The 18,358-nt window shown below is 66.1% G+C and carries 15 protein-coding genes; 4 read left to right on the top strand and 11 right to left on the bottom strand.

Features of this window, described 5'->3' with window-relative positions:
• Positions 1-55: 55 nt before the first annotated feature.
• The 8 genes from rseP to rpsB form a co-directional block, all read right to left on the bottom strand.
• The gene (gene rseP / locus C7411_RS07530; protein ID WP_110384059.1) at positions 56-1,444 is read right to left on the bottom strand and encodes an RIP metalloprotease RseP; all 1,389 of its coding nucleotides are present in this window, start codon (positions 1,442-1,444) and stop codon (positions 56-58) included.
• 109 nt (positions 1,445-1,553) lie between these two features.
• Positions 1,554-2,735: a 1-deoxy-D-xylulose-5-phosphate reductoisomerase gene (locus C7411_RS07525; protein ID WP_110384058.1), complete on the bottom strand. Its 1,182-nt coding sequence runs from the start codon at positions 2,733-2,735 to the stop codon at positions 1,554-1,556.
• A 37-nt stretch (positions 2,736-2,772) separates the two neighbouring features.
• Positions 2,773-3,582: a phosphatidate cytidylyltransferase gene (locus tag C7411_RS07520; RefSeq protein ID WP_110384057.1), complete on the bottom strand. Its 810-nt coding sequence runs from the start codon at positions 3,580-3,582 to the stop codon at positions 2,773-2,775.
• Positions 3,576-4,352, bottom strand: a complete 777-nt coding sequence (locus tag C7411_RS07515) for an isoprenyl transferase (RefSeq protein ID WP_110384056.1) — start codon at positions 4,350-4,352, stop codon at positions 3,576-3,578. Before C7411_RS07515 ends, C7411_RS07520 begins: the two co-directional genes overlap by 7 nt.
• Before the next feature lie 72 nt (positions 4,353-4,424).
• Positions 4,425-4,985, bottom strand: a complete 561-nt coding sequence (gene frr, locus C7411_RS07510; RefSeq protein ID WP_110384055.1) for a ribosome recycling factor — start codon at positions 4,983-4,985, stop codon at positions 4,425-4,427.
• A gap of 92 nt (positions 4,986-5,077) precedes the next feature.
• Entirely contained in the window at positions 5,078-5,794 is a 717-nt protein-coding gene (gene pyrH / locus C7411_RS07505; RefSeq protein WP_042265870.1) for a UMP kinase, read from the bottom strand.
• Positions 5,795-6,050: 256 nt separating this feature from the next.
• Entirely contained in the window at positions 6,051-6,932 is an 882-nt protein-coding gene (gene tsf / locus C7411_RS07500; protein WP_110384054.1) for a translation elongation factor Ts, read from the bottom strand.
• A gap of 210 nt (positions 6,933-7,142) precedes the next feature.
• Complete coding sequence (rpsB, locus tag C7411_RS07495) at positions 7,143-7,898, bottom strand: 30S ribosomal protein S2 (RefSeq protein ID WP_110384053.1); 756 nt, start codon at positions 7,896-7,898, stop codon at positions 7,143-7,145.
• A gap of 432 nt (positions 7,899-8,330) precedes the next feature.
• Here rpsB and map point away from each other — a divergent pair, with 432 nt between their 5' ends.
• From map to C7411_RS38725, 4 genes are all read left to right on the top strand, one after another.
• Positions 8,331-9,152 (top strand): type I methionyl aminopeptidase, encoded by an 822-nt coding sequence (map, locus tag C7411_RS07490; protein ID WP_110384052.1) that lies wholly within the window; start codon positions 8,331-8,333, stop codon positions 9,150-9,152.
• A 280-nt stretch (positions 9,153-9,432) separates the two neighbouring features.
• The gene (locus C7411_RS07485; RefSeq protein WP_110384051.1) at positions 9,433-12,012 is read left to right on the top strand and encodes a [protein-PII] uridylyltransferase; all 2,580 of its coding nucleotides are present in this window, start codon (positions 9,433-9,435) and stop codon (positions 12,010-12,012) included.
• Positions 12,013-12,342: 330 nt separating this feature from the next.
• The gene (locus tag C7411_RS38730) at positions 12,343-13,131 is read left to right on the top strand and encodes a hypothetical protein (protein ID WP_309147575.1); all 789 of its coding nucleotides are present in this window, start codon (positions 12,343-12,345) and stop codon (positions 13,129-13,131) included.
• On the top strand, positions 13,128-14,066 hold the full coding sequence (locus C7411_RS38725) for a pseudouridine synthase (RefSeq protein WP_309147574.1): 939 nt from the start codon (positions 13,128-13,130) through the stop codon (positions 14,064-14,066). The genes C7411_RS38730 and C7411_RS38725 overlap by 4 nt, the downstream gene beginning before the upstream one ends.
• A gap of 97 nt (positions 14,067-14,163) precedes the next feature.
• Here the strand turns inward: C7411_RS38725 and def are convergent, their stop codons facing one another.
• The 3 genes from def to C7411_RS07465 all read right to left on the bottom strand — a co-directional run bounded on the left by def (position 14,164) and on the right by C7411_RS07465 (position 18,355).
• Positions 14,164-14,697, bottom strand: a complete 534-nt coding sequence (gene def, locus C7411_RS07475; RefSeq protein WP_110384049.1) for a peptide deformylase — start codon at positions 14,695-14,697, stop codon at positions 14,164-14,166.
• On the bottom strand, positions 14,694-16,763 hold the full coding sequence (ligA, locus tag C7411_RS07470) for an NAD-dependent DNA ligase LigA (RefSeq protein ID WP_110384048.1): 2,070 nt from the start codon (positions 16,761-16,763) through the stop codon (positions 14,694-14,696). Before ligA ends, def begins: the two co-directional genes overlap by 4 nt.
• Before the next feature lie 308 nt (positions 16,764-17,071).
• Positions 17,072-18,355, bottom strand: a complete 1,284-nt coding sequence (locus C7411_RS07465; RefSeq protein ID WP_110384047.1) for a cell division protein ZipA C-terminal FtsZ-binding domain-containing protein — start codon at positions 18,353-18,355, stop codon at positions 17,072-17,074.
• Positions 18,356-18,358: the final 3 nt, after the last annotated feature.

Genomic DNA, 18,358 nt, shown 5'->3' with positions numbered 1-18,358 from the left:
TTATGTATAGCTGCATCAGGTCAGGCGGCCCGCCCACGGACGCCGCCAGACATCTTTAGAAATGGATTAACCGAGCCAGATCATTGAACAACGCGATCGCCGACAGTGCGACGATGCAGGCAAGTCCCGCGCGCTGCAGCACGAGCTGCCAGCGGTCCGAGACGGCTTTGCCCGTTACGGCTTCAACCGCATAATATAACAGATGCCCCCCATCCAATACCGGAATTGGGAGCAGATTCAATACGCCGAGGCTGATGCTGACCAGGGCGAGGAACGACAGGAACGCCGAAGGACCGAGTCTCGCGCTCTTGCCGGCATAGTCGGCGATCGTCACCGGGCCCGACAGATTCTTCAGCGATGCTTCGCCCGTGATCATGCGGCCGAACATCCGCAGCGAATACACGGCGATGTCCCACGTGCGATACGCACCGAGCCGCACGCTCTCGAGCGGCCCGTAGCGCACCTCCACGGAAGGCGTCTGCGCGGAGAGCGCCGCACCGATTCGGCCCACTTCCTCACCTGTCTGCGCGTCGCGCTGCAATGCGGGCGTAACGGTGAGCGTGAGCGTCTGCTGCGCGTGCTGGGCAGCATCGCCACGCGCGACCGTGAGCCGCACGGGCTTGCCGGCACGCGCTTTCACGTATGCGATGAAAGTGCTTGCGCTGTCCACGGGCCGGCCGTCGACGGCGCGCAGTTGATCCCCCGCTTGCAGCCCGGCATGTTGCGCCGCACTACCCGCCTCTACGGCCGCCACCCTGAGCGTGTTGCCGCCCGCCTCGAAGCCGAGCTTCGCCATGAAGTCGTCGTCGAGATCCTTGCTGGTCAGTTGCGAGAGATCGAGCGGGAAATCGTAGGTGCCCTCGCCGTCACGCGCGGCAAGGACGACATGGCCCTGGTCGAACGCAGTTGCGAGCAGTTTCCAACGCAGGTCCGACCACGAACGCACGGGCTCGGTGCGGCTGCCGTTTGCATCGCTCACGGAAAGAATCGTTTCGCCGCCCTGGAAGCCGGCCCGCGCCGCCGCCGATTGCGCGGGCGGCGCTGCGACGATGGCCTTCTGCTCGGTCACGCCGCTCGCGTAGACCGCTGAAAAGAGCGCGACGGCCAGCACGAAATTGGCGATCGGCCCGGCCGCGACGATTGCAATGCGCTTGCCGACCGACTGGCGGTTGAACGCGTGCGGCAAATCGCTCGCGGGAATCGGGTCCGGCGACTCGCGCTCGTCGAGCATCTTCACGTAGCCGCCGAGCGGCAGCGCCGCGATGGTCCACTCGGTGCCGCTCTTTTTGCTGACCCACTGGACGAGCGGCCGGCCAAAGCCGATCGAGAAACGCAGGACCTTCACGCCGCACAGACGCGCGACGCTGTAGTGCCCGTATTCGTGCACGACGACCAGCACGCCGATCGCCACGACGAATGCGACCAGTTCGGTAAGCAGGTTCATGAGCGCCTCCTTGGCTGGAAGCAGCGCACCGGTGCGGGAGCGGCCCCGAGGTCAGGCTCGCGTGCCTGAGGGGCCGCCAGGGCCCTTCCGCAAGCCCCTCGCTGACCTGTCAGGCCGGCACCGGCAGGCTGTCGATGATGGTGTGAGCCGCGCGGCGGGCGGCCGCGTCGGCTTCGAGCACGACTTCGAGACTCGACGCGTTGCGGTTCTCGAGCGCGTTCAGTACGGCATCCACCGTCTGGGCGATGGCCATGAAGCCGATGCGCCGGTTCAAAAATGCTTCCACTGCAACTTCGTTCGCCGCGTTGAGCGCCGCGCTCGCCACGCCGCCGGCGGCCAATGCCTGCATCGCGAGTGCGAGACACGGAAAGCGCGCGTAGTCGGGCTTTTCGAACGTCAGCGTCGCAATTTGCGCGAGATCGAGCTGCGCGACGCCGGAATCGACACGGTCCGGGTACGCCAGCGCGTGCGCGATCGGCGTGCGCATGTCGGGGTTGCCTAGTTGCGCGAGCACCGATCCGTCGGCGTACGAAACCATCGAATGGATCACGCTCTGCGGGTGAATCAGCACGTCGATGCGCTCGCCCGGCAGGTCGAACAGGTAGTGCGCCTCGATCACTTCGAGGCCCTTGTTCATCATCGTGGCCGAATCGACGGAGATCTTGCGGCCCATCGACCAGTTCGGGTGCTTGCAAGCCTCGTCGGGCGTCACGTTCACGAGCGTCGCAGGCTCGCGGGTGCGGAACGGGCCGCCCGAGGCGGTCAGGATGATCTTCGTGACGCCGTCGCGCTCGGCGTTTTCGCGCGGAAAGCACTGGAATACGGCGTTGTGCTCGCTGTCGAGCGGCAGCAGCACGGCGCCGCTGTCGCACACGGCGTTGATGAAGATGTCGCCCGACATCACGAGCGCTTCCTTGTTGGCGAGCAGGATCTGCTTGCCGGCCTTCGCCGCTGCGAGCGTGGGCGCGAGACCCGCCGCGCCGACGATGGCTGCGACCACCGTGTCGCAGCCATCGCTCTTCGAGACTTCGACGAGCGCCTGCGGCCCGTAGGTCACGACGGTTTTCGAGCCGGCCGCGCGCAGCTTGCGCTCGACCTGGGCGGCGGTGTCGGCGTCGCCGACCACGGCCACTTCGGGCGCGAAGCGCAGGCATTGTTCGACGAGCTTCTCGCCGTTGCGATGCGCGGTGAGCGCATAGACCGAGAAGCGTTGCGGATGACGCGCGACGACGTCGAGCGTGCTGTCTCCGATGGAGCCCGTGGAACCGAGCAGTGTGAGTCGTTTTTGCATATTCAAATCTCTAACCGGGCGTCCTGGCGAGGCGCCTTTAGCCGAGCAGCAGCATGGCGAGCGGCAGCACGGGCAGCAGTGCGTCGATGCGGTCGAGGACCCCGCCGTGGCCCGGCAGGAGGCCGCTCGAATCCTTCACGCCGGCCTGGCGCTTCATCATCGACTCGAACAGATCGCCGATCACGCTGAACGCGACCAGCACGGTAAGTACGAAAAGCGCACGGCCGAGCCCGATCTGGGCGGCGAGCGCGGAATACAGCGTGGGTTCGAACGCGTGCAGCGCGATCGCGGCGCCCGACACCACCATCACGGCGGCCCAGCCGCCCACGGCGCCTTCCCAGGTCTTGCCGGGGCTGATCGCAGGCGCAAGCTTATGCTTTCCGAATGCCTTACCTGCAAAGTATGCGCCGATATCGGCCAGCCAGACCACGAGCAAGAGGGACAAAACGAACGCCACGCCGGCCGTGCGCGCGGCCACGAGGGCGTGCCAGCAGGCCGCGAAAACCACGAGTCCGGCGGCCAGCAGGAAGGCGCGCCAGGCGCCCGCGGCGAGCACGGGCTTGCGCAGCAGCACGTAAGGGCCGGCGATGATCCAGAACACACCCGCCGCCTGAAAGAGCGGCCGGGGCACGGGCAGGCGCGTGCTGAACGCCACGGCGGCCGCGGCGATCACGGCGTAGACGATCGAGCCGGCCGCGCCCGCCTTCAGGAGGCGCGCCCACTCCCACGCAGCGAATACGACCACGACGCCGATCAGCGCGCCGAACGCCGCCACGGGCGCGAACAGCGTAATCGGCAGCAAGACTGCCAGCAGGACGAGCGCCGTAATGACGCGGGTCTTCAGCATGAAAGCGAATCGGCGTTCTGGGCGACGACCTGCGCGCTCGTGCGGCCGAAGCGGCGCTCGCGCTCGGCATACGACGCAATGGCGCGGCTGAGCGCTTCGGCGTCGAAATCCGGCCAGAACGTGTCGGTGAAATAGAACTCGGCGTAGGCGAGTTGCCAGAGCAGGAAGTTGCTCACCCGCTGCTCGCCGCCCGTGCGGATGAAGAGGTCCGGCTCCGGCGCATAGGCCATCGCCAGATGCTGGGACAGCGTGTCCTCGGTGACGGGCACCGGCTGCCCTGTGGCCGCGGCCTCCTCGACCAGCTTGCGCGTGGCCTGGAGGATGTCCCAGCGGCCGCCGTAGTTCGCGGCGATCGTGAGCGTGAGACGGGTGTTGCGCGCAGTCTTGGTTTCCGCGCGGCGAATCAGGTCCTGGATGCGCTCATTGAACATCGACAGGTCGCCGACCACGCGCAGGCGAATGCCGTTCGCGTGCAGGCGCGCCACTTCGCGCTCGAGCGCGGTGACGAAAAGGCGCATGAGGAACGACACTTCGTCGGTCGGGCGACGCCAGTTCTCGGAACTGAAGGCGAAGAGCGTGACGTATTCGACGCCGCGCTCCACGCACGCTTCGACGACCGAACGCACGGCATCGACGCCGCGCGTGTGGCCCGCGACGCGCGGCAGGCGCCGCTGGGTTGCCCAACGGCCATTGCCGTCCATGATGATCGCGATGTGGCGCGGCACGGCCGCCACTTCGGGCACGCGAACGGTTGAGCTGGTATAGGTCATGGCCGTCGGACTGTAACTGCGATGAAAAAGGGAAACCGCCGGAAATATGGCGAATCGGGAAGCCCTGAGGCCTCAGACCGTCATGATCTCGGCTTCCTTCGTCTGTACGAGCTTGTCGATCTCGGTCACGAAGCGGTCAGTCAGCTTCTGGACTTCGTCGCTGCCACGGCGCTCGTCGTCTTCGGAAATTTCCTTGTCCTTCACGAGCTTCTTGAGCTGCTCGTTGGCGTCGCGACGCAGGTTGCGCACTGCCACCTTCGCCGTTTCACCTTCGTTCTTGACGACCTTCGTGAGCTCCTTGCGGCGCTCTTCGGTGAGTGCGGGCATCGGCACGCGGATCAGGTCGCCGTGCGTAGCCGGGTTCAGGCCGAGATCCGACTCGCGGATGGCCTTTTCGATGACCGGCACCATCTTCTTTTCCCATGCCTGCACGCCGATCGTACGCGCGTCGACGAGCGTGAGGTTCGCGACTTGCGAGATGGGCACGGGCGAGCCGTAGTAGTCGACCTGGATGTGGTCGAGCAAGCCAGTATGGGCGCGGCCCGTGCGGATTTTCGCCAGATCGCTCTTGAACGCTTCGATCGAGCGCTGCATTTTCTGCTCGGCGCCCTTCTTGATGTCAGCCACAGCCATTTTGATACCTCCGAACCTTCATAACGGAACGGGCCCGCCGGCGCGCTGATGGGCGGCGCGGCCCGTGTTCGAACCTCTCGTGAAACGAGAGTTTACACGTGGACGAGCGTACCTTCGTCTTCGCCCAGAACGATGCGCTTGAGCGCACCCGGCTTGACGATGGAAAAAACGCGGATCGGCAGTTTCTGGTCGCGGCACAGCGCGAACGCGGTGGCGTCCATCACCTGCAGGTTGCGGCCAATTGCCTCATCGAAGCTGATCGTCGAGTAGCGCGTGGCGGCCGGATCCTTCTTCGGGTCGGCCGAGTAGACGCCGTCGACCTTGGTGGCCTTCAGCACGACTTCGGCGCCGACTTCCGAGCCGCGCAGCGCAGCAGCGGTGTCGGTGGTGAAGAACGGGTTGCCGGTGCCGGCGGCGAAGATCACGACCTTGCCTTCCTCGAGCTGACGGATCGCGCGGGGGCGGATGTACGGCTCGACGACCTGGTCCATGCGCAGCGCCGACTGCACGCGCGCCTCGATGCCCGCGTGACGCATGGCGTCCTGCAGCGCGAGCGCGTTCATCATCGTGGCCAGCATGCCCATGTAGTCGGCCGTGGCGCGGTCCATACCGGCCGCGCCGCCCGCGACACCGCGGAAAATGTTGCCGCCGCCGATCACGACTGCGAGCTGGGTACCCAGACGCACCACCTCGGCCACGTCTGCCACCATACGTTCGATCGTGGCGCGATTGATGCCAAAGGCATCATCGCCCATCAGGGCTTCGCCGGAAAGTTTGAGCAGGACGCGTTTATAGGCGGGTGTGGGCATGGAGGTATCCAGGATCGCGCGCAAAGGGCAATAACTTGAAACTGTAGGGGTGAAATACGGCTTCGGGCAAGCGCCGCCAGAAATAGCGAAGATTTCCGACGCCGCGCACGGCGGGGGACTGCCATGCGCGTCGCCGCTACGCTGCCCGCCGCGGCGGATTGCTCCGCCACGGCTTACAACTCAGCAGACTGCGGTGTTGCAACCACTGCGGTTGCCGCTCGCCGCGCCAGGCGCGGCGAGACGGGCCGACCGGTCTTTATTGCTGCTTTGCAGCAGCGACTTGCGCGGCCACTTCGGCAGCGAAGTCGTCCTGGCGCTTCTCGATGCCTTCGCCCACCACGAAGAGGGCGAACTTCTGCACCGTCGTGCCGGCAGCCTTGAGCATCTGCTCGATCGTCTGCTTGTCGTTCTTCACGAACGGCTGGTTCAGCAGCGAGACTTCCTTCAGGTACTTCTGGACCGAACCTTCAACCATCTTCGCGACGATCTCAGCCGGCTTGCCCGATTCGGCGGCCTTCTGCTCGGCGATGCTGCGCTCCTTGGCGATCAGGTCGGCCGGCACGTCGTCCGACGACAGCGAGACCGGCTTCATCGCGGCGATGTGCATCGCGACGTCCTTGCCCACTTGCTCGTCCGCGCCCGTGTATTCGACCAGCACGCCGATGCGCGTGCCGTGCAGGTACGCGGCGAGCTTGTTGGCGGTTTCGAAACGCGCGAAACGGCGGATCGAGAGGTTTTCGCCGATCTTGCCGACGAGGGCGAGGCGCACTGCGTCGACCGTCGAGCCGTCCAGCGGCAGCGCCGAGAGAGCCGCGACGTCAGCCGGGTTTTGCGTGGCGATCAGTTCGGCGACCTTCTTCGAGAAGCCGATGAAGTCATCGTTCTTCGAAACGAAGTCGGTTTCGCAGTTCAGTTCGACGATCGCGCCGGCGCCGCCTTCGATGAACGAAGCGATCACGCCTTCAGCCGTGACGCGCGAAGCGGCCTTGCTGGCCTTGTTGCCGAGCTTCACGCGCAGCAGTTCTTCGGCACGCGCCAGGTCGCCGTCAGCTTCCGTCAGCGCCTTCTTGCATTCCATCATCGGCGCATCGGTCTTCGCGCGCAGTTCTGCCACCATGCTTGCGGTAATTGCCGCCATCATTCGCTCCTTGAGTCTGTCTGGTACACGCCGCCCGCCTTTCGACGCGGCCGGCAGAAATTCGTTTCCGTCTGAGCCTGCCGTGAAACGCTTTTTTACAGCTGCTTCTACAGGGCTACAGTGCCGCTCATATGACGCGGCGACGAAAGTCGCGGCTTAAAAAAAAGGGGCCTATGGAAAGCCCCCTTTTCTTGCCGGACACGGGGCAGCTTACGCCTCCGAATTGACCTCGACGAACTCGTCGTCGCCGTCGTTGCCGCGCACGGCCGCAACCACGTCGTTGACCGCGTTCGCACGGCCTTCGAGGATCGCGTCAGCCACGCCTTGCGCGTAGAGCGCAACGGCCTTGCTCGCGTCGTCGTTGCCCGGGATCACGTAATCGATGCCTTCCGGCGAGTGGTTCGTATCGACCACGGCGATCACGGGGATGCCCAGCTTGTTCGCTTCCGTCACGGCAATCTTGTGGTAGCCGACGTCGACCACGAAGATCGCGTCCGGAATGCCGCCCATGTCCTTCACGCCGCCGATCGACTTTTGCAGCTTGGCGATTTCGCGTTCGAACAGGAGCGCTTCCTTCTTGCTCATCTTCTCGAGCTCGCCCGCTTCCACGGCGGCTTCCATGTCCTTCAGGCGCTTGATCGAGACCTTCAGCGTCTTGAAGTTGGTCAGCATGCCGCCGAGCCAGCGTGCGTTCACGAACGGCATGCCAGCGCGTTGCGCTTCCTGGGCGATCGTGTCGCGCGATTGACGCTTCGTGCCGACGAACAGGATCGTGCCGCGGTTCGCTGCCAGTTGACGCACGTACTTCAGTGCGTCGTTGTACATCGGCAGCGTCTTTTCGAGGTTGATGATGTGAATCTTGTTGCGATGACCGAAGATGAAGGGGGCCATCTTCGGGTTCCAGAAGCGCGTTTGGTGACCGAAGTGGACACCGGCTTCCAGCATCTGGCGCATGGTAACTGCCATGTTTCAATTCTCCGCTAGGGTTTGGGTCTGAAGCCGGCTGCCGTATCGGTGCGCCATCCCCATTTCGGACATGGACGCGCCCGACACCCTGGGTGCGCCGGCTTGCGAGTGTGCTGCCTGAAGAAGATGCTTCCGGATGTTCTTCGCGCGCCCGCCAATTTTTTTTGGCAAAGCGCTCCGCGGCAACGGCGGATTCAGCCGCTCCACCGACATACTCGGCCAGCATAAATCCCGAAGATGAATTCGAAAGATATGGGAAGCGACTTAGCCCGAGAGTATAGCACGCGACCCGCCCCTTACTCAAGCCGGCTATTACCCGCGGAATACGGCGCGCAAGCGCGTGCCGGATTGCGGCCCGCCTTTTCAAAAGTCAGCGACCGCAAGCATTAGGTGCGATAATTCAATATTCGACTGCATTTTCGGGCGCATACCATGGCCATTTCGATCAAGAACGAACAAGACATCGCGCAAATGCGCGTCGCCTGCCGGCTGGCGAGCGAGGTGCTCGATTACATCACGCCGTTCGTCACCGCGGGCGTGACGACGGGCGAACTCGACCGCCTGTGCCACGAATACATGACTAACGTGCAGGGCACGGTGCCCGCGCCGCTGAACTATCAGCCGCCGGGCTATCCGCCCTACCCGAAGGCGATCTGCACTTCCGTGAACGACGTGATCTGTCACGGTATTCCCGGCGACAAGGCGCTGAAGAACGGCGACGCGCTCAATATCGACATCACCGTCATCAAGGAAGGCTATTTCGGCGACACGAGCCGGATGTTCATCGTCGGCGAAGGCTCGATCCTCGCAAAGCGCCTCGTGCAGACCACTTATGAATGCATGTGGCTCGGCATCGACCAGGTGCGCCCCGGCGGCCATCTGGGCGACATCGGCCATGCCATTCAGCGCTACGCCGAAAGCCAGGGCTACAGCGTGGTGCGCGAATACTGCGGCCACGGCATCGGCACGGTGTTCCACGAGGACCCGCAGGTCCTGCACTACGGCCGCCCCGGCACCGGCATCGAACTCGTGCCCGGCATGATCTTCACCGTCGAGCCGATGATCAACGCCGGCCGCCGCGACATTCGCACCATGCCGGACCAGTGGACCGTCAAGACGAAGGACCGCAGCCTCTCGGCGCAGTGGGAGCACACGGTACTCGTGACCGAAACGGGCTACGAAGTGCTGACGGTCTCGGCGGGTACGCCCGCCAGGCCGGCCATCGTCGCGCAGATGGCGGGCACGGCGGCCTGAGCGCCGGAAAAACGCCGGAATGCGCTTCGTGGCGCGTTCCGGCGCAAAATGGATGCGATCGCAGAGAGCGGCCTGTGCCTCGGGCCGGTATGCCAACGCGAGCGAGGCACGACTTGCTGTCGCCGCCAGGCGCACGCAGCACGCAGCACGCTGAGTCAGCCCGCAAAGCAGCCGACGCACTAACCGACGAAGCAACCGACGAACCAACGCGGCCAGACGCGAGGCCTGCCGCGCGCACGACCAGCCGCCTGCCCAACCACGCCAGACACCACCCGAGCCCATGAGCGTTCCCGCTGCCGCCGTTCCCGATACGTCGTCGCTGAAATCCGACTACAAGGCCGCCAAGGCCCAGTTGCTCGAGCGTTTCAAGACCGCGACCAATGTCGACTCGCTGATGCGCGCCCTCGCCCGCACCACCGACGACACCTTGTGCAACGCGTGGAATCTCTGCGAGCTGCCGGCCACGCTGGCGCTCGTGGCCGTGGGCGGCTTCGGGCGCGGCGAACTCGCGCCCTGGTCCGACGTCGACATCCTCGTGCTGCTGCCGGACGACGAACCGCTCGCGCCGCTCGAAGAACGCATCGAACGTTTTATCGGCCTTGCGTGGGATCTCGGACTCGATATCGGCAGCAGCGTGCGCAGCGTCTCGCAATGCCTCGAAGAAGCCGCCAACGACGTCACCGTGCGCACGTCGCTCCTCGAGGCGCGCTGCATCACGGGCAGCGCGACGCTTTTCGGCGACTTCGCGCAGCGCTATCGCGACGCCATGGACCCGCGCGCGTTCTTCCAGGCGAAAGTGCTCGAAATGCGCCAGCGCCATGCGCGCTTCCAGGACACGCCCTATTCGCTCGAACCCAACGTCAAGGAGAGCCCCGGCGGCCTGCGCGACCTGCAACTGATTCTCTGGATCACCGAAGCCGCCGCCTTCGGCAGCAGCTGGAAGGAGCTGGACGAGCGCGGCCTCATCACCGGGCGCGAAGCGCGCGAACTGCGCCGCAACGAGGCATTTCTCAAGGCGCTGCGCGCGCGCCTGCATGTGATCGCGGGCCGCCGCCAGGACATCCTCGTGTTCGACCTGCAGACGGCCGTGGCCGAAAGCTTCGGCTACAAGGCCAGCAGCGCGCGGCGAGCGAGCGAGCAGCTCATGCGCCGCTATTACTGGGCCGCGAAGGCGGTCACGCAGCTGGCCACCATCCTGATCCAGAATATCGAGGCGCAGCTCTTCCCGAGCACGAGCGGCATCACGCGCACGCTCTCGGAGTACTTCGTCGAGAAGCAGGGGATGCTGGAAATCGTCAGCGACGACGTGTTCGAACGCGAGCCGCACGCGATTCTCGAAGCGTTCCTGCTTTACGAGCAGGTGCCCGGCGTGAAGGGGCTGTCGGCACGCACGCTGCGCGCGCTCTACAACGCGCGCGAGACCATGGATCAGCGCTGGCGCCGCGACCCGGAAAACCGCCGGCTCTTCATGGAGATCCTCAAGCAGCCGGCCGGCATCACGCACGCCATGCGGCTCATGAACCAGACGAGCGTGCTCGGGCGCTATCTGCTGAACTTCCGCCGCATCGTCGGGCAGATGCAGCACGACCTGTATCACGTCTATACGGTCGATCAGCACATCCTGATGGTGCTGCGCAACATGCGCCGCTTCGCCGTGGCCGAGCATGCGCACGAGTATCCGTTCTGCAGCCAGCTCATCGCGAACTTCGAACGCCCGTGGGTGCTTTACGTCGCGGCGCTGTTCCACGACATCGCCAAGGGCCGCGGCGGCGACCACTCGCAGCTCGGCATGGCCGACGCGCGGCGCTTTTGCCGCGAGCACGGCATCACGGGCGACGACGCAGATCTGGTCGTCTGGCTCGTCGAACAGCACCTGACGATGAGCCAGGTCGCCCAGAAGCAGGACATCACCGACCCCGAGGTCGTGAAGCGCTTCGCCGAGCTCGTCGGCACGGAGCGGCGTCTGTCGGCGCTCTACCTGCTGACGGTCGCCGATATTCGCGGCACGAGCCCGAAGGTCTGGAACAACTGGAAAGGCAAGCTGCTCGAAGACCTCTACCGCTCGACGCTCGCCGTGCTAGGCGGCGCCAAGCCCGACGCGCACTCGGAGCTCAAGACGCGCCAGGAGCTGGCGCTTGCGCTGCTGCGCCTCGAGACGGTGCCGGAGCACGCGCACCGCGCGCTCTGGGACAAGCTCGACGTCGGCTACTTCCTGCGCCACGACGCCGCCGACATCGCCTGGCAAACGCGCGTGCTCTATCGGCACGTCGAGGCGCCGGAGCCGGTCGTGCGGGCCCGCCCGTCGCCGATCGGCGAGGCGCTGCAGGTGCTCGTCTACGCGCAGGACCGCCCCGACCTCTTCGCGACGATGTGCGCGTACTTCGATCGCAACGGCCTGTCCGTGCTCGACGCGCGCGTGAGCACCACGCGCCACGGCTACGCGCTCGATAACTTCATCGTCGCCCACACCGAGGGCGACGTGCATTACCGCGATATCGCGAATCTCGTCGAGCAGGAACTCGCGGCGCGCCTGAAGGCGACGGGCAATGCGCTGCCCGAGCCGTCGAAGGGCCGTCTCTCGCGCCTGTCGCGCACCTTCCCGGTGACGCCGCGCGTCGACCTGCGGGCCGACGAGCGCGGCCAATACTACATCCTGTCCGTGTCGGCGAACGACCGGCCGGGCCTTCTCTATTCCATCGCGCGCGTGCTCGCGGAGCATCATGTCGGCGTCCATGCGGCGCGCATCAATACGCTCGGCGAACGGGTGGAAGACGTGTTTCTGCTCGACGGTTCCGGACTCTCCGATAACCGCCGGCAGATTCACGTCGAAACCGAATTACTGCGCGCGATCGCAGTGTGAATGACCCAAGCGAAATACCCAGATCCATGCGAGCCAAACTGACAGCCAAACATCCGCGCCCGACCACTCCGGAACGCGCCCCCGTCCGCCGCGGCAGCACGACCGCGCGCAAGCCGGTGCGGCCGGCAGAGGCGAGGCCGGCGGACGCTCGGCCGGCGTCGGCTGCGAAAAAGACATCGACGGGCAAGCCTGTGCGCGCCTCAGCCGAGCGCACCACGCCTCGCGCTGGCGAGACGCGCCCGGGCGAGCGCCAGGCACGGCCAGCCATGGCGCGTGAGCGCGACGGCTCGAGCCGTCCAGCGCGGCCTGCCCGCGAAGGCGGCTTCGGCGATGAGCGCCGCCCCGCCCGTCGCTCAGGCGACGAGGCGCGTGGATTTGCGCGCGGCCGTGACGAAGGCGGTGCACGACGCCCATTCGCGCGCAGCGCCGAAGGCGATGAGCGACGTCAGCCGCGCGGTCGTGAAGAAGGCAATGCACGTCCGTTTGCGCGGCGCGCCGAAGGCGACGACCGCCGCCCGCCTCGCAGCCGCGAAGAAGGCAACGCGCGTCCCTTTGCGCGGCGCGCCGAAGGTGACGACCGCCGTCCGCCGCGTAGCCGTGAAGAAGGCAACGCACGTCCCTTTGCGCGGCGCGCCGAAGGTGACGACCGCCGCCCGCCGCGTGCCCGTGAAGAAGGTGGCACACGTCGCTTCGAGCGGCGTACCGAAGGCGACGATCGCCGCCCACCGCGTAGCCGTGAAGAAGGCAATGCACGTCCGTTTGCGCGGCGCGCCGAAGGTGACGACCGCCGTCCGCCTCGCAGCCGCGAAGAAGGCAACGCACGTCCCTTTGCGCGGCGCTCCGAAGGTGACGACCGCCGCCCGCCACGTAGCCGTGAAGAAGGCAATGCACGTCCGTTTGCGCGGCGCACCGAAGGTGACGACCGCCGTCCGCCGCGTGCCCGTGAGGAAGGTGGCGAGCGTCGCTTCGAAAGGCGCTCCGAAAGCGACGACCGCCGCCCGCCGCGAAGCCGCGGCGACGCTAGCGAGGGACGCTTCGCGCGCCGCACGGACAGTGACGAGCGCCGCCCCGCACGCGCCCGCGACGAGAGAACGGAGCGCAGTTTCGCGCGTCCGGTGAAATCCGCCTCGCGCGATGACCGTGAAAGCGCCGCGCCGCGCGCACGCCGCAGCGCCGAAGAAAACGGAGGCGCCCGCAAGTCGCCCCGCCCCGTCAAATCGGCCGAAAAACCCCCGCGGCACACCGACGCCGCCGAATCCGCACCGCGCCGCACGCCGCGGGCGGAAGTCGATGGCGACAACACCCTGCGCCTGTCCAAGCGCATGTCCGAACTGGGCCTGTGCTCGCGCCGTGAAGCCGACGAATGGATCGAAAAAGGCTGGGTGTATGTGGACGGCGAAGTCGTCGACACGCTCGGCGCCAAGGTCACGCCGAATCAGCGTATCGAAGTCGATCCGGCGGCACTCGCCGCGCAGGCGCGCCAGGTGACGATCCTGCTGCACAAGCCCGTGGGCTACGTGTCGGGCCAGGCCGAGGACGGCTACGAGCCGGCCGCCACGCTCATCACCGGCGAGAATCATTGGGACGGCGACCACTCGGGTATCCGCTTCTCAGCGAAGCATCTGCGCACGCTCGCGCCGGCTGGCCGGCTCGACATCGACTCGACTGGCCTGCTCGTGCTGACCCAGGACGGTCGCGTGGCCAAGCAGTTGATCGGCGAGAGCTCGGACATCGACAAGGAATACCTCGTGCGCGTCACCTACAACGACATCGAGACCGAAATCGACCAGCACTTCCCGCCCGAGTTGCTCGCGCGGCTGCGCCACGGCCTGTCGCTCGACGACGTGCCGCTCAAGCCCGCGCAGGTGAGCTGGCAAAACGGCGAGCAGTTGCGATTCGTGCTGCGCGAAGGCAAGAAGCGCCAGATCCGCCGCATGTGCGAACTGGTGGGCCTCAAGGTCGTAGGCCTCAAGCGTGTGCGCATGGGCCGCGTACTGCTCGGCGCGTTGCCGCAAGGCCAATGGCGCTATCTGGCCGCCGACGAAGCGTTCTAAAGCCACGTCCGGCCACAACCGACTACATCGGCGCCTGGCGTCGCGCCGAATGAAAACGGGAGCCATCTGGCTCCCGTTTTTCCTCGTGCTTCGATCTTCAGTCGTCGCGATTCGGGTCGAGTTCCGGAAACAGAACCTCGGTAAAGCCGAACTTCGAGAAGTCGGTAATGCGCATGGGGTACAGCTTGCCGATAAGGTGATCGCATTCGTGCTGGACGACGCGCGCATGAAAGCCCTCGGCCACCCGCTCGATGGGCGTGCCGTACTGATCGAAGCCGTCGTAGCGGATCATCGAGTAGCGGCTCACGGCGCCGCGCATGCCCGGCACCGAAAGACACCCCTCCCAGCCCTCTTCCATGTCGTGTGACAGTGGATGGATGACCGGGTTGATGAGCACCGTTTGCGGCACGGCCGGCGCTTCGGGATAACGCTCGTTCTGTTCGAAACCGAAGATCACCACCTGCAGATCGACGCCGATCTGCGGGGCAGCCAGCCCCGCGCCGTTCGCCGCGTGCATGGTGTCGAACATATCGGCAATGAGTTCGTGCAGTTCGGGCGTATCGAAGTGATCGACGGGCCTGGCAATGCTGAGCAGGCGCGGATCGCCCATTCTGAGAATTTCGCGAATCATGTCGTTTGCCCCTCCAGGAGCTTGCGCATTCCTTCTTCGTCGAGCACCGGCACGCCGAGTTCCTCGGCTTTTGCGAGCTTGCTGCCCGCGTCGGCGCCCGCCACCACGTAATCGGTCTTCTTCGACACCGAGCCGGCCACCTTCGCACCGGCCGCCTCCAGCCTCTCCTTTGCCTCGTCGCGCGAGAGCGTGGGCAGCGTGCCGGTGAGCACCACCGTCTTGCCGGCCAGCGCGCCCACCGGCGCCTTCGGCGCGGGCGGACCCTCCGCCCATGTTACTTTGCCGGGCGCGCGCAGTTGCTCGATCACCGTGCGGTTATGCTCTTCCATAAAAAACTCGTGGATCGCGAGCGCGACGATAGGACCCACATCGTTGACTTCGAGCAATTCCTCGACCGACGCGTTCATGATTGGATCGAGCGAGCCGAAGTGCCTCGCAAGATCCTTGGCCGTCGATTCGCCCACGTGCCGGATACCGAGCGCGTAGATGAAGCGCGCAAGCGTCGTGGATTTGGCTTTCTCGAGCGAGTCGAGCAGGTTCTGCGCCGATTTGTCCGCCATGCGCTCGAGCTGCGCGAGCGTGCCGAAGCCAAGACTGAAGAGATCGGCGGGCGTGCGCACGAGGTTCTGGTCGACCAGCTGGTCGATGATCTTCTCGCCCAGGCCGTCGATATCGAGCGCACGGCGCTGGGCGAAGTGCCAGAGTGCCTGCTTGCGCTGGGCCGGACAGAACAGCCCACCCGTGCAGCGGGCGATTGCCTCGTCGGGCAGCCGCTCGATGCGCGATCCGCAGACCGGGCATTCAGTCGGCATCACGAATTCGTGGGCGTCGGCCGGACGGCGGTCCATGAGCGCACTGACCACCTCGGGAATCACGTCGCCGGCGCGCCGCACGATCACCGTGTCGCCGATACGGATGTCCTTGCGCCGCACTTCGTCTTCGTTGTGCAGCGTGGCGTTGGTCACCGTCGCGCCGCCGACGAACACCGGCTCGAGCCGCGCCACGGGCGTAATCGCGCCCGTGCGGCCCACCTGAACGTCGATGGCCAGAAGCTTCGTGAGCGCTTCCTGGGCCGGGAACTTGTGCGCGAGCGCGAAGCGCGGCGCACGCGAGACGAAGCCGAGCGCGTCCTGCTCGTCCCGGCGGTTCACCTTGTAGACCACGCCGTCGATGTCGTATGGCAGGCGATCGCGCTTCTCGCCCACGGCGCGGAAAAAATCCAGCAGGCCCTGCGCACCCTTCACGACCGCTCGCTCGGCATTGACCGGCAGGCCCATCTCCGCGTACCAGTCGAGCAGCTCGCTATGGGTGGCCGGCATCGGCTCGCCCTCGAGCACGCCCATGCCGTAAGCGAAAAACGAGAGCGGCCGCTGCGCGGTGATTTTCGGATCGAGCTGGCGCAGGCTGCCCGCCGCCGCGTTGCGCGGGTTCGCGAATTCCTTGTGGCCGGCGTCGCGCTGACGCTGGTTCATGCGCTCGAAGTCGCGGCGGAACATCAGCACCTCGCCGCGGACGTCGAGCACCTTCGGCACGCGCTTACCCTTCAGCCGCAGTGGCAGCGAGCGGATCGTGCGCACGTTTTCCGTGACGTTTTCGCCCGTCGCGCCGTCGCCGCGCGTGGACGCCTGGACGAACACGCCGTCGACATAGCGCAGCGAGATGGCCAAGCCGTCGAACTTCAGTTCGGCGGCGTATTCGACCGCGCCGACTCCGGCGCCCTCGATCTTGCCGAGCGCATCGGCCACGCGCTTGTCGAACGCGACGATGTCCTCGTCGGCAAAACCGTTGTTGAGTGACAGCATCGGCACGTCGTGGACCACGGGCTCGAAGCCCCCGGCGACTTCGCCACCCACACGCTGGGTGGGCGAATCGGGCGTGATGAGGTCGGGATGCGCGGCCTCGATCTGCTGAAGTTCGCCGAACAGCTTGTCGTATTCCGCGTCGGGCAGCTCCGGCTGGTCGAGCACGTAGTAGGCGTGATTCGCACGCTCGAGTTCGGCGCGCAACCACGCCGCGCGCTGCGCAGCGGTAGCTTCTTCGGGACGACGGGCGGGAGTACGGACCATGCCTTGGGCAACTCGCTGTTGGGTTGATTTCGGACGTCAGATTATCTCAGGAAGCGGCGCGTGTCGCATCGGCTGATCGGCCATCTTCGTGCCATCTTCGTGCGCCGCCGAACGGGCCTCGCCGAGGGCCTGGCCGAACGGCCAACGCTGCGTCGGCCGCATTGACGCCCAAATCCAGTCATGCGAACCTGAATGCACTGCAACACGTGTGCCGGCTCCCTTCATGCCGCACCGCATGCACGCAAAAAAAGGCGCGGCGCCCTTACGGCGTCGCGCCTTGTCTGTCGGCCGCTTGCAGGCCCTCGGCGTTACTGGCTGAACAGTCGCCGCGTGGCCGGCGAGCCGGCCGGAATGCCAGCCTGCTCCAGCTTCGCGTAAAGCGTCATGAGCTGCTTGTCGATCGACTGCAGCACCGATTCCGGCAGCGGCCGGCGCTGGTCGTCGACCACGCGCCCGCCAATGCGCTCGGCGAGCGACTTCGCGTAGTCGCACATCAGGCGGAACGGCAGGATGTCTTCGTCGGCCACAGGCACGTCGAGGATCAGCGTGATCAGTTCGCCACCCTTGTACGTGAGGTCGTCGCGCAGGAAGTTGGTGTCGCCGAACTGCAGCATGAAAACCGGGCTCTGCTTCGCGTCGAGCTTCACGAAGCGCGTGCCGTCGCGCGAAAGCAGCAAGCCGTCCTGCGCGGCCACCGCCTGCACATAGTTTGCCGACCACGGCGCGCCGTCCGACATCACGTTCACGGAAAGCTGTGCGTCGCATTGCGCCGCGAAGCCGTCCAGTTCGCGCGCCATGGCGACCGTCTCCATCATGTCCGGGAACTCGGGCGCAGCGTCGAGCGCGTCGGCAAACTGCTGCACGCCGGTCACGAATTCCGAGAACTCGAGCTCGTTGAGCGGGCCGTTGCGATTCGCGAGTTGCGCAGCCGCGCGCAGTTCCTCGTAGCGCACGCCGCTTTGGAGCAGTTCCCAACCGTCGCCGCCTTCGGGTTTGCCTTCGATGTGAACCGGTTTGCTGCCCGCGCGGCGCAGCCGCTGCGCAAACGGAATCACCCTCTCGCCCGCCGCCGGCGCGCCAAGCCGGATCGGCACGATGCAGTCGATGCGGCGGTCGACCACAGCGGGCGGCGCCGAAGAGATCGTCGTGGCGGCCGGCATGACCGGCTCGATGCGCTCGGCTTCGTCGGCGTCGTCCTTCACGGGTTGCGGGGCAGCCGCACTCGCGGCCGGCGCCTTGTCGGCATCCTCGTGCGCACCGGTTTCCGCTTCGGGAAAGCCGTTGGGTGTCGTCGTTTCGGCCTGGATGTCGGCCGGCGTGTCGAGCGGCGCCGCGGTCCCGAAACCCGGCTCCACCCGCCCGGCTTCCGTGCTGCCCGCGAGCGACGGCTCGCGGCGCGACGGTGCATGCGCCGGTGCGATGAACGGGCCCGGCTCCTGGAACTCGTCGCGCTGCGGCGCCTCGACTGCCTCTTCGGGCATTGGGCGCGGCATGCGCCGGCGCACTCTCGCACCCTGCCACGCGTTGTACACCACCACGCCCCCGACTACCACGGCGCCCGCGCCGATCAACCCGAGAGTCAACTCGTCCATGCA

This window comes from Paraburkholderia silvatlantica, assembly GCF_003096715.1.
In the GTDB taxonomy this organism is placed as follows: domain Bacteria; phylum Pseudomonadota; class Gammaproteobacteria; order Burkholderiales; family Burkholderiaceae; genus Paraburkholderia; species Paraburkholderia silvatlantica.
Note: the sequence above shows the minus strand (reverse complement) of the source record. Positions and strands in the feature narration are given on the sequence as shown.

Bases quoted from the DNA above. Each gene is read 5' to 3' on its own strand.
- rseP (WP_110384059.1), bottom strand. From the start codon at position 1,444: ATGAACCTGCTTACCGAACTGGTCGCATTCGTCGTGGCGATCGGCGTG.
- C7411_RS07525 (WP_110384058.1), bottom strand. From the start codon at position 2,735: ATGCAAAAACGACTCACACTGCTCGGTTCCACGGGCTCCATCGGAGAC.
- C7411_RS07520 (WP_110384057.1), bottom strand. From the start codon at position 3,582: ATGCTGAAGACCCGCGTCATTACGGCGCTCGTCCTGCTGGCAGTCTTG.
- C7411_RS07515 (WP_110384056.1), bottom strand. From the start codon at position 4,352: ATGACCTATACCAGCTCAACCGTTCGCGTGCCCGAAGTGGCGGCCGTG.
- frr (WP_110384055.1), bottom strand. From the start codon at position 4,985: ATGGCTGTGGCTGACATCAAGAAGGGCGCCGAGCAGAAAATGCAGCGC.
- pyrH (WP_042265870.1), bottom strand. From the start codon at position 5,794: ATGCCCACACCCGCCTATAAACGCGTCCTGCTCAAACTTTCCGGCGAA.
- tsf (WP_110384054.1), bottom strand. From the start codon at position 6,932: ATGGCGGCAATTACCGCAAGCATGGTGGCAGAACTGCGCGCGAAGACC.
- rpsB (WP_110384053.1), bottom strand. From the start codon at position 7,898: ATGGCAGTTACCATGCGCCAGATGCTGGAAGCCGGTGTCCACTTCGGT.
- map (WP_110384052.1), top strand. From the start codon at position 8,331: ATGGCCATTTCGATCAAGAACGAACAAGACATCGCGCAAATGCGCGTC.
- C7411_RS07485 (WP_110384051.1), top strand. From the start codon at position 9,433: ATGAGCGTTCCCGCTGCCGCCGTTCCCGATACGTCGTCGCTGAAATCC.
- C7411_RS38730 (WP_309147575.1), top strand. From the start codon at position 12,343: ATGAGCGCCGCCCCGCCCGTCGCTCAGGCGACGAGGCGCGTGGATTTG.
- def (WP_110384049.1), bottom strand. From the start codon at position 14,697: ATGATTCGCGAAATTCTCAGAATGGGCGATCCGCGCCTGCTCAGCATT.
- ligA (WP_110384048.1), bottom strand. From the start codon at position 16,763: ATGGTCCGTACTCCCGCCCGTCGTCCCGAAGAAGCTACCGCTGCGCAG.
- C7411_RS07465 (WP_110384047.1), bottom strand. From the start codon at position 18,355: ATGGACGAGTTGACTCTCGGGTTGATCGGCGCGGGCGCCGTGGTAGTC.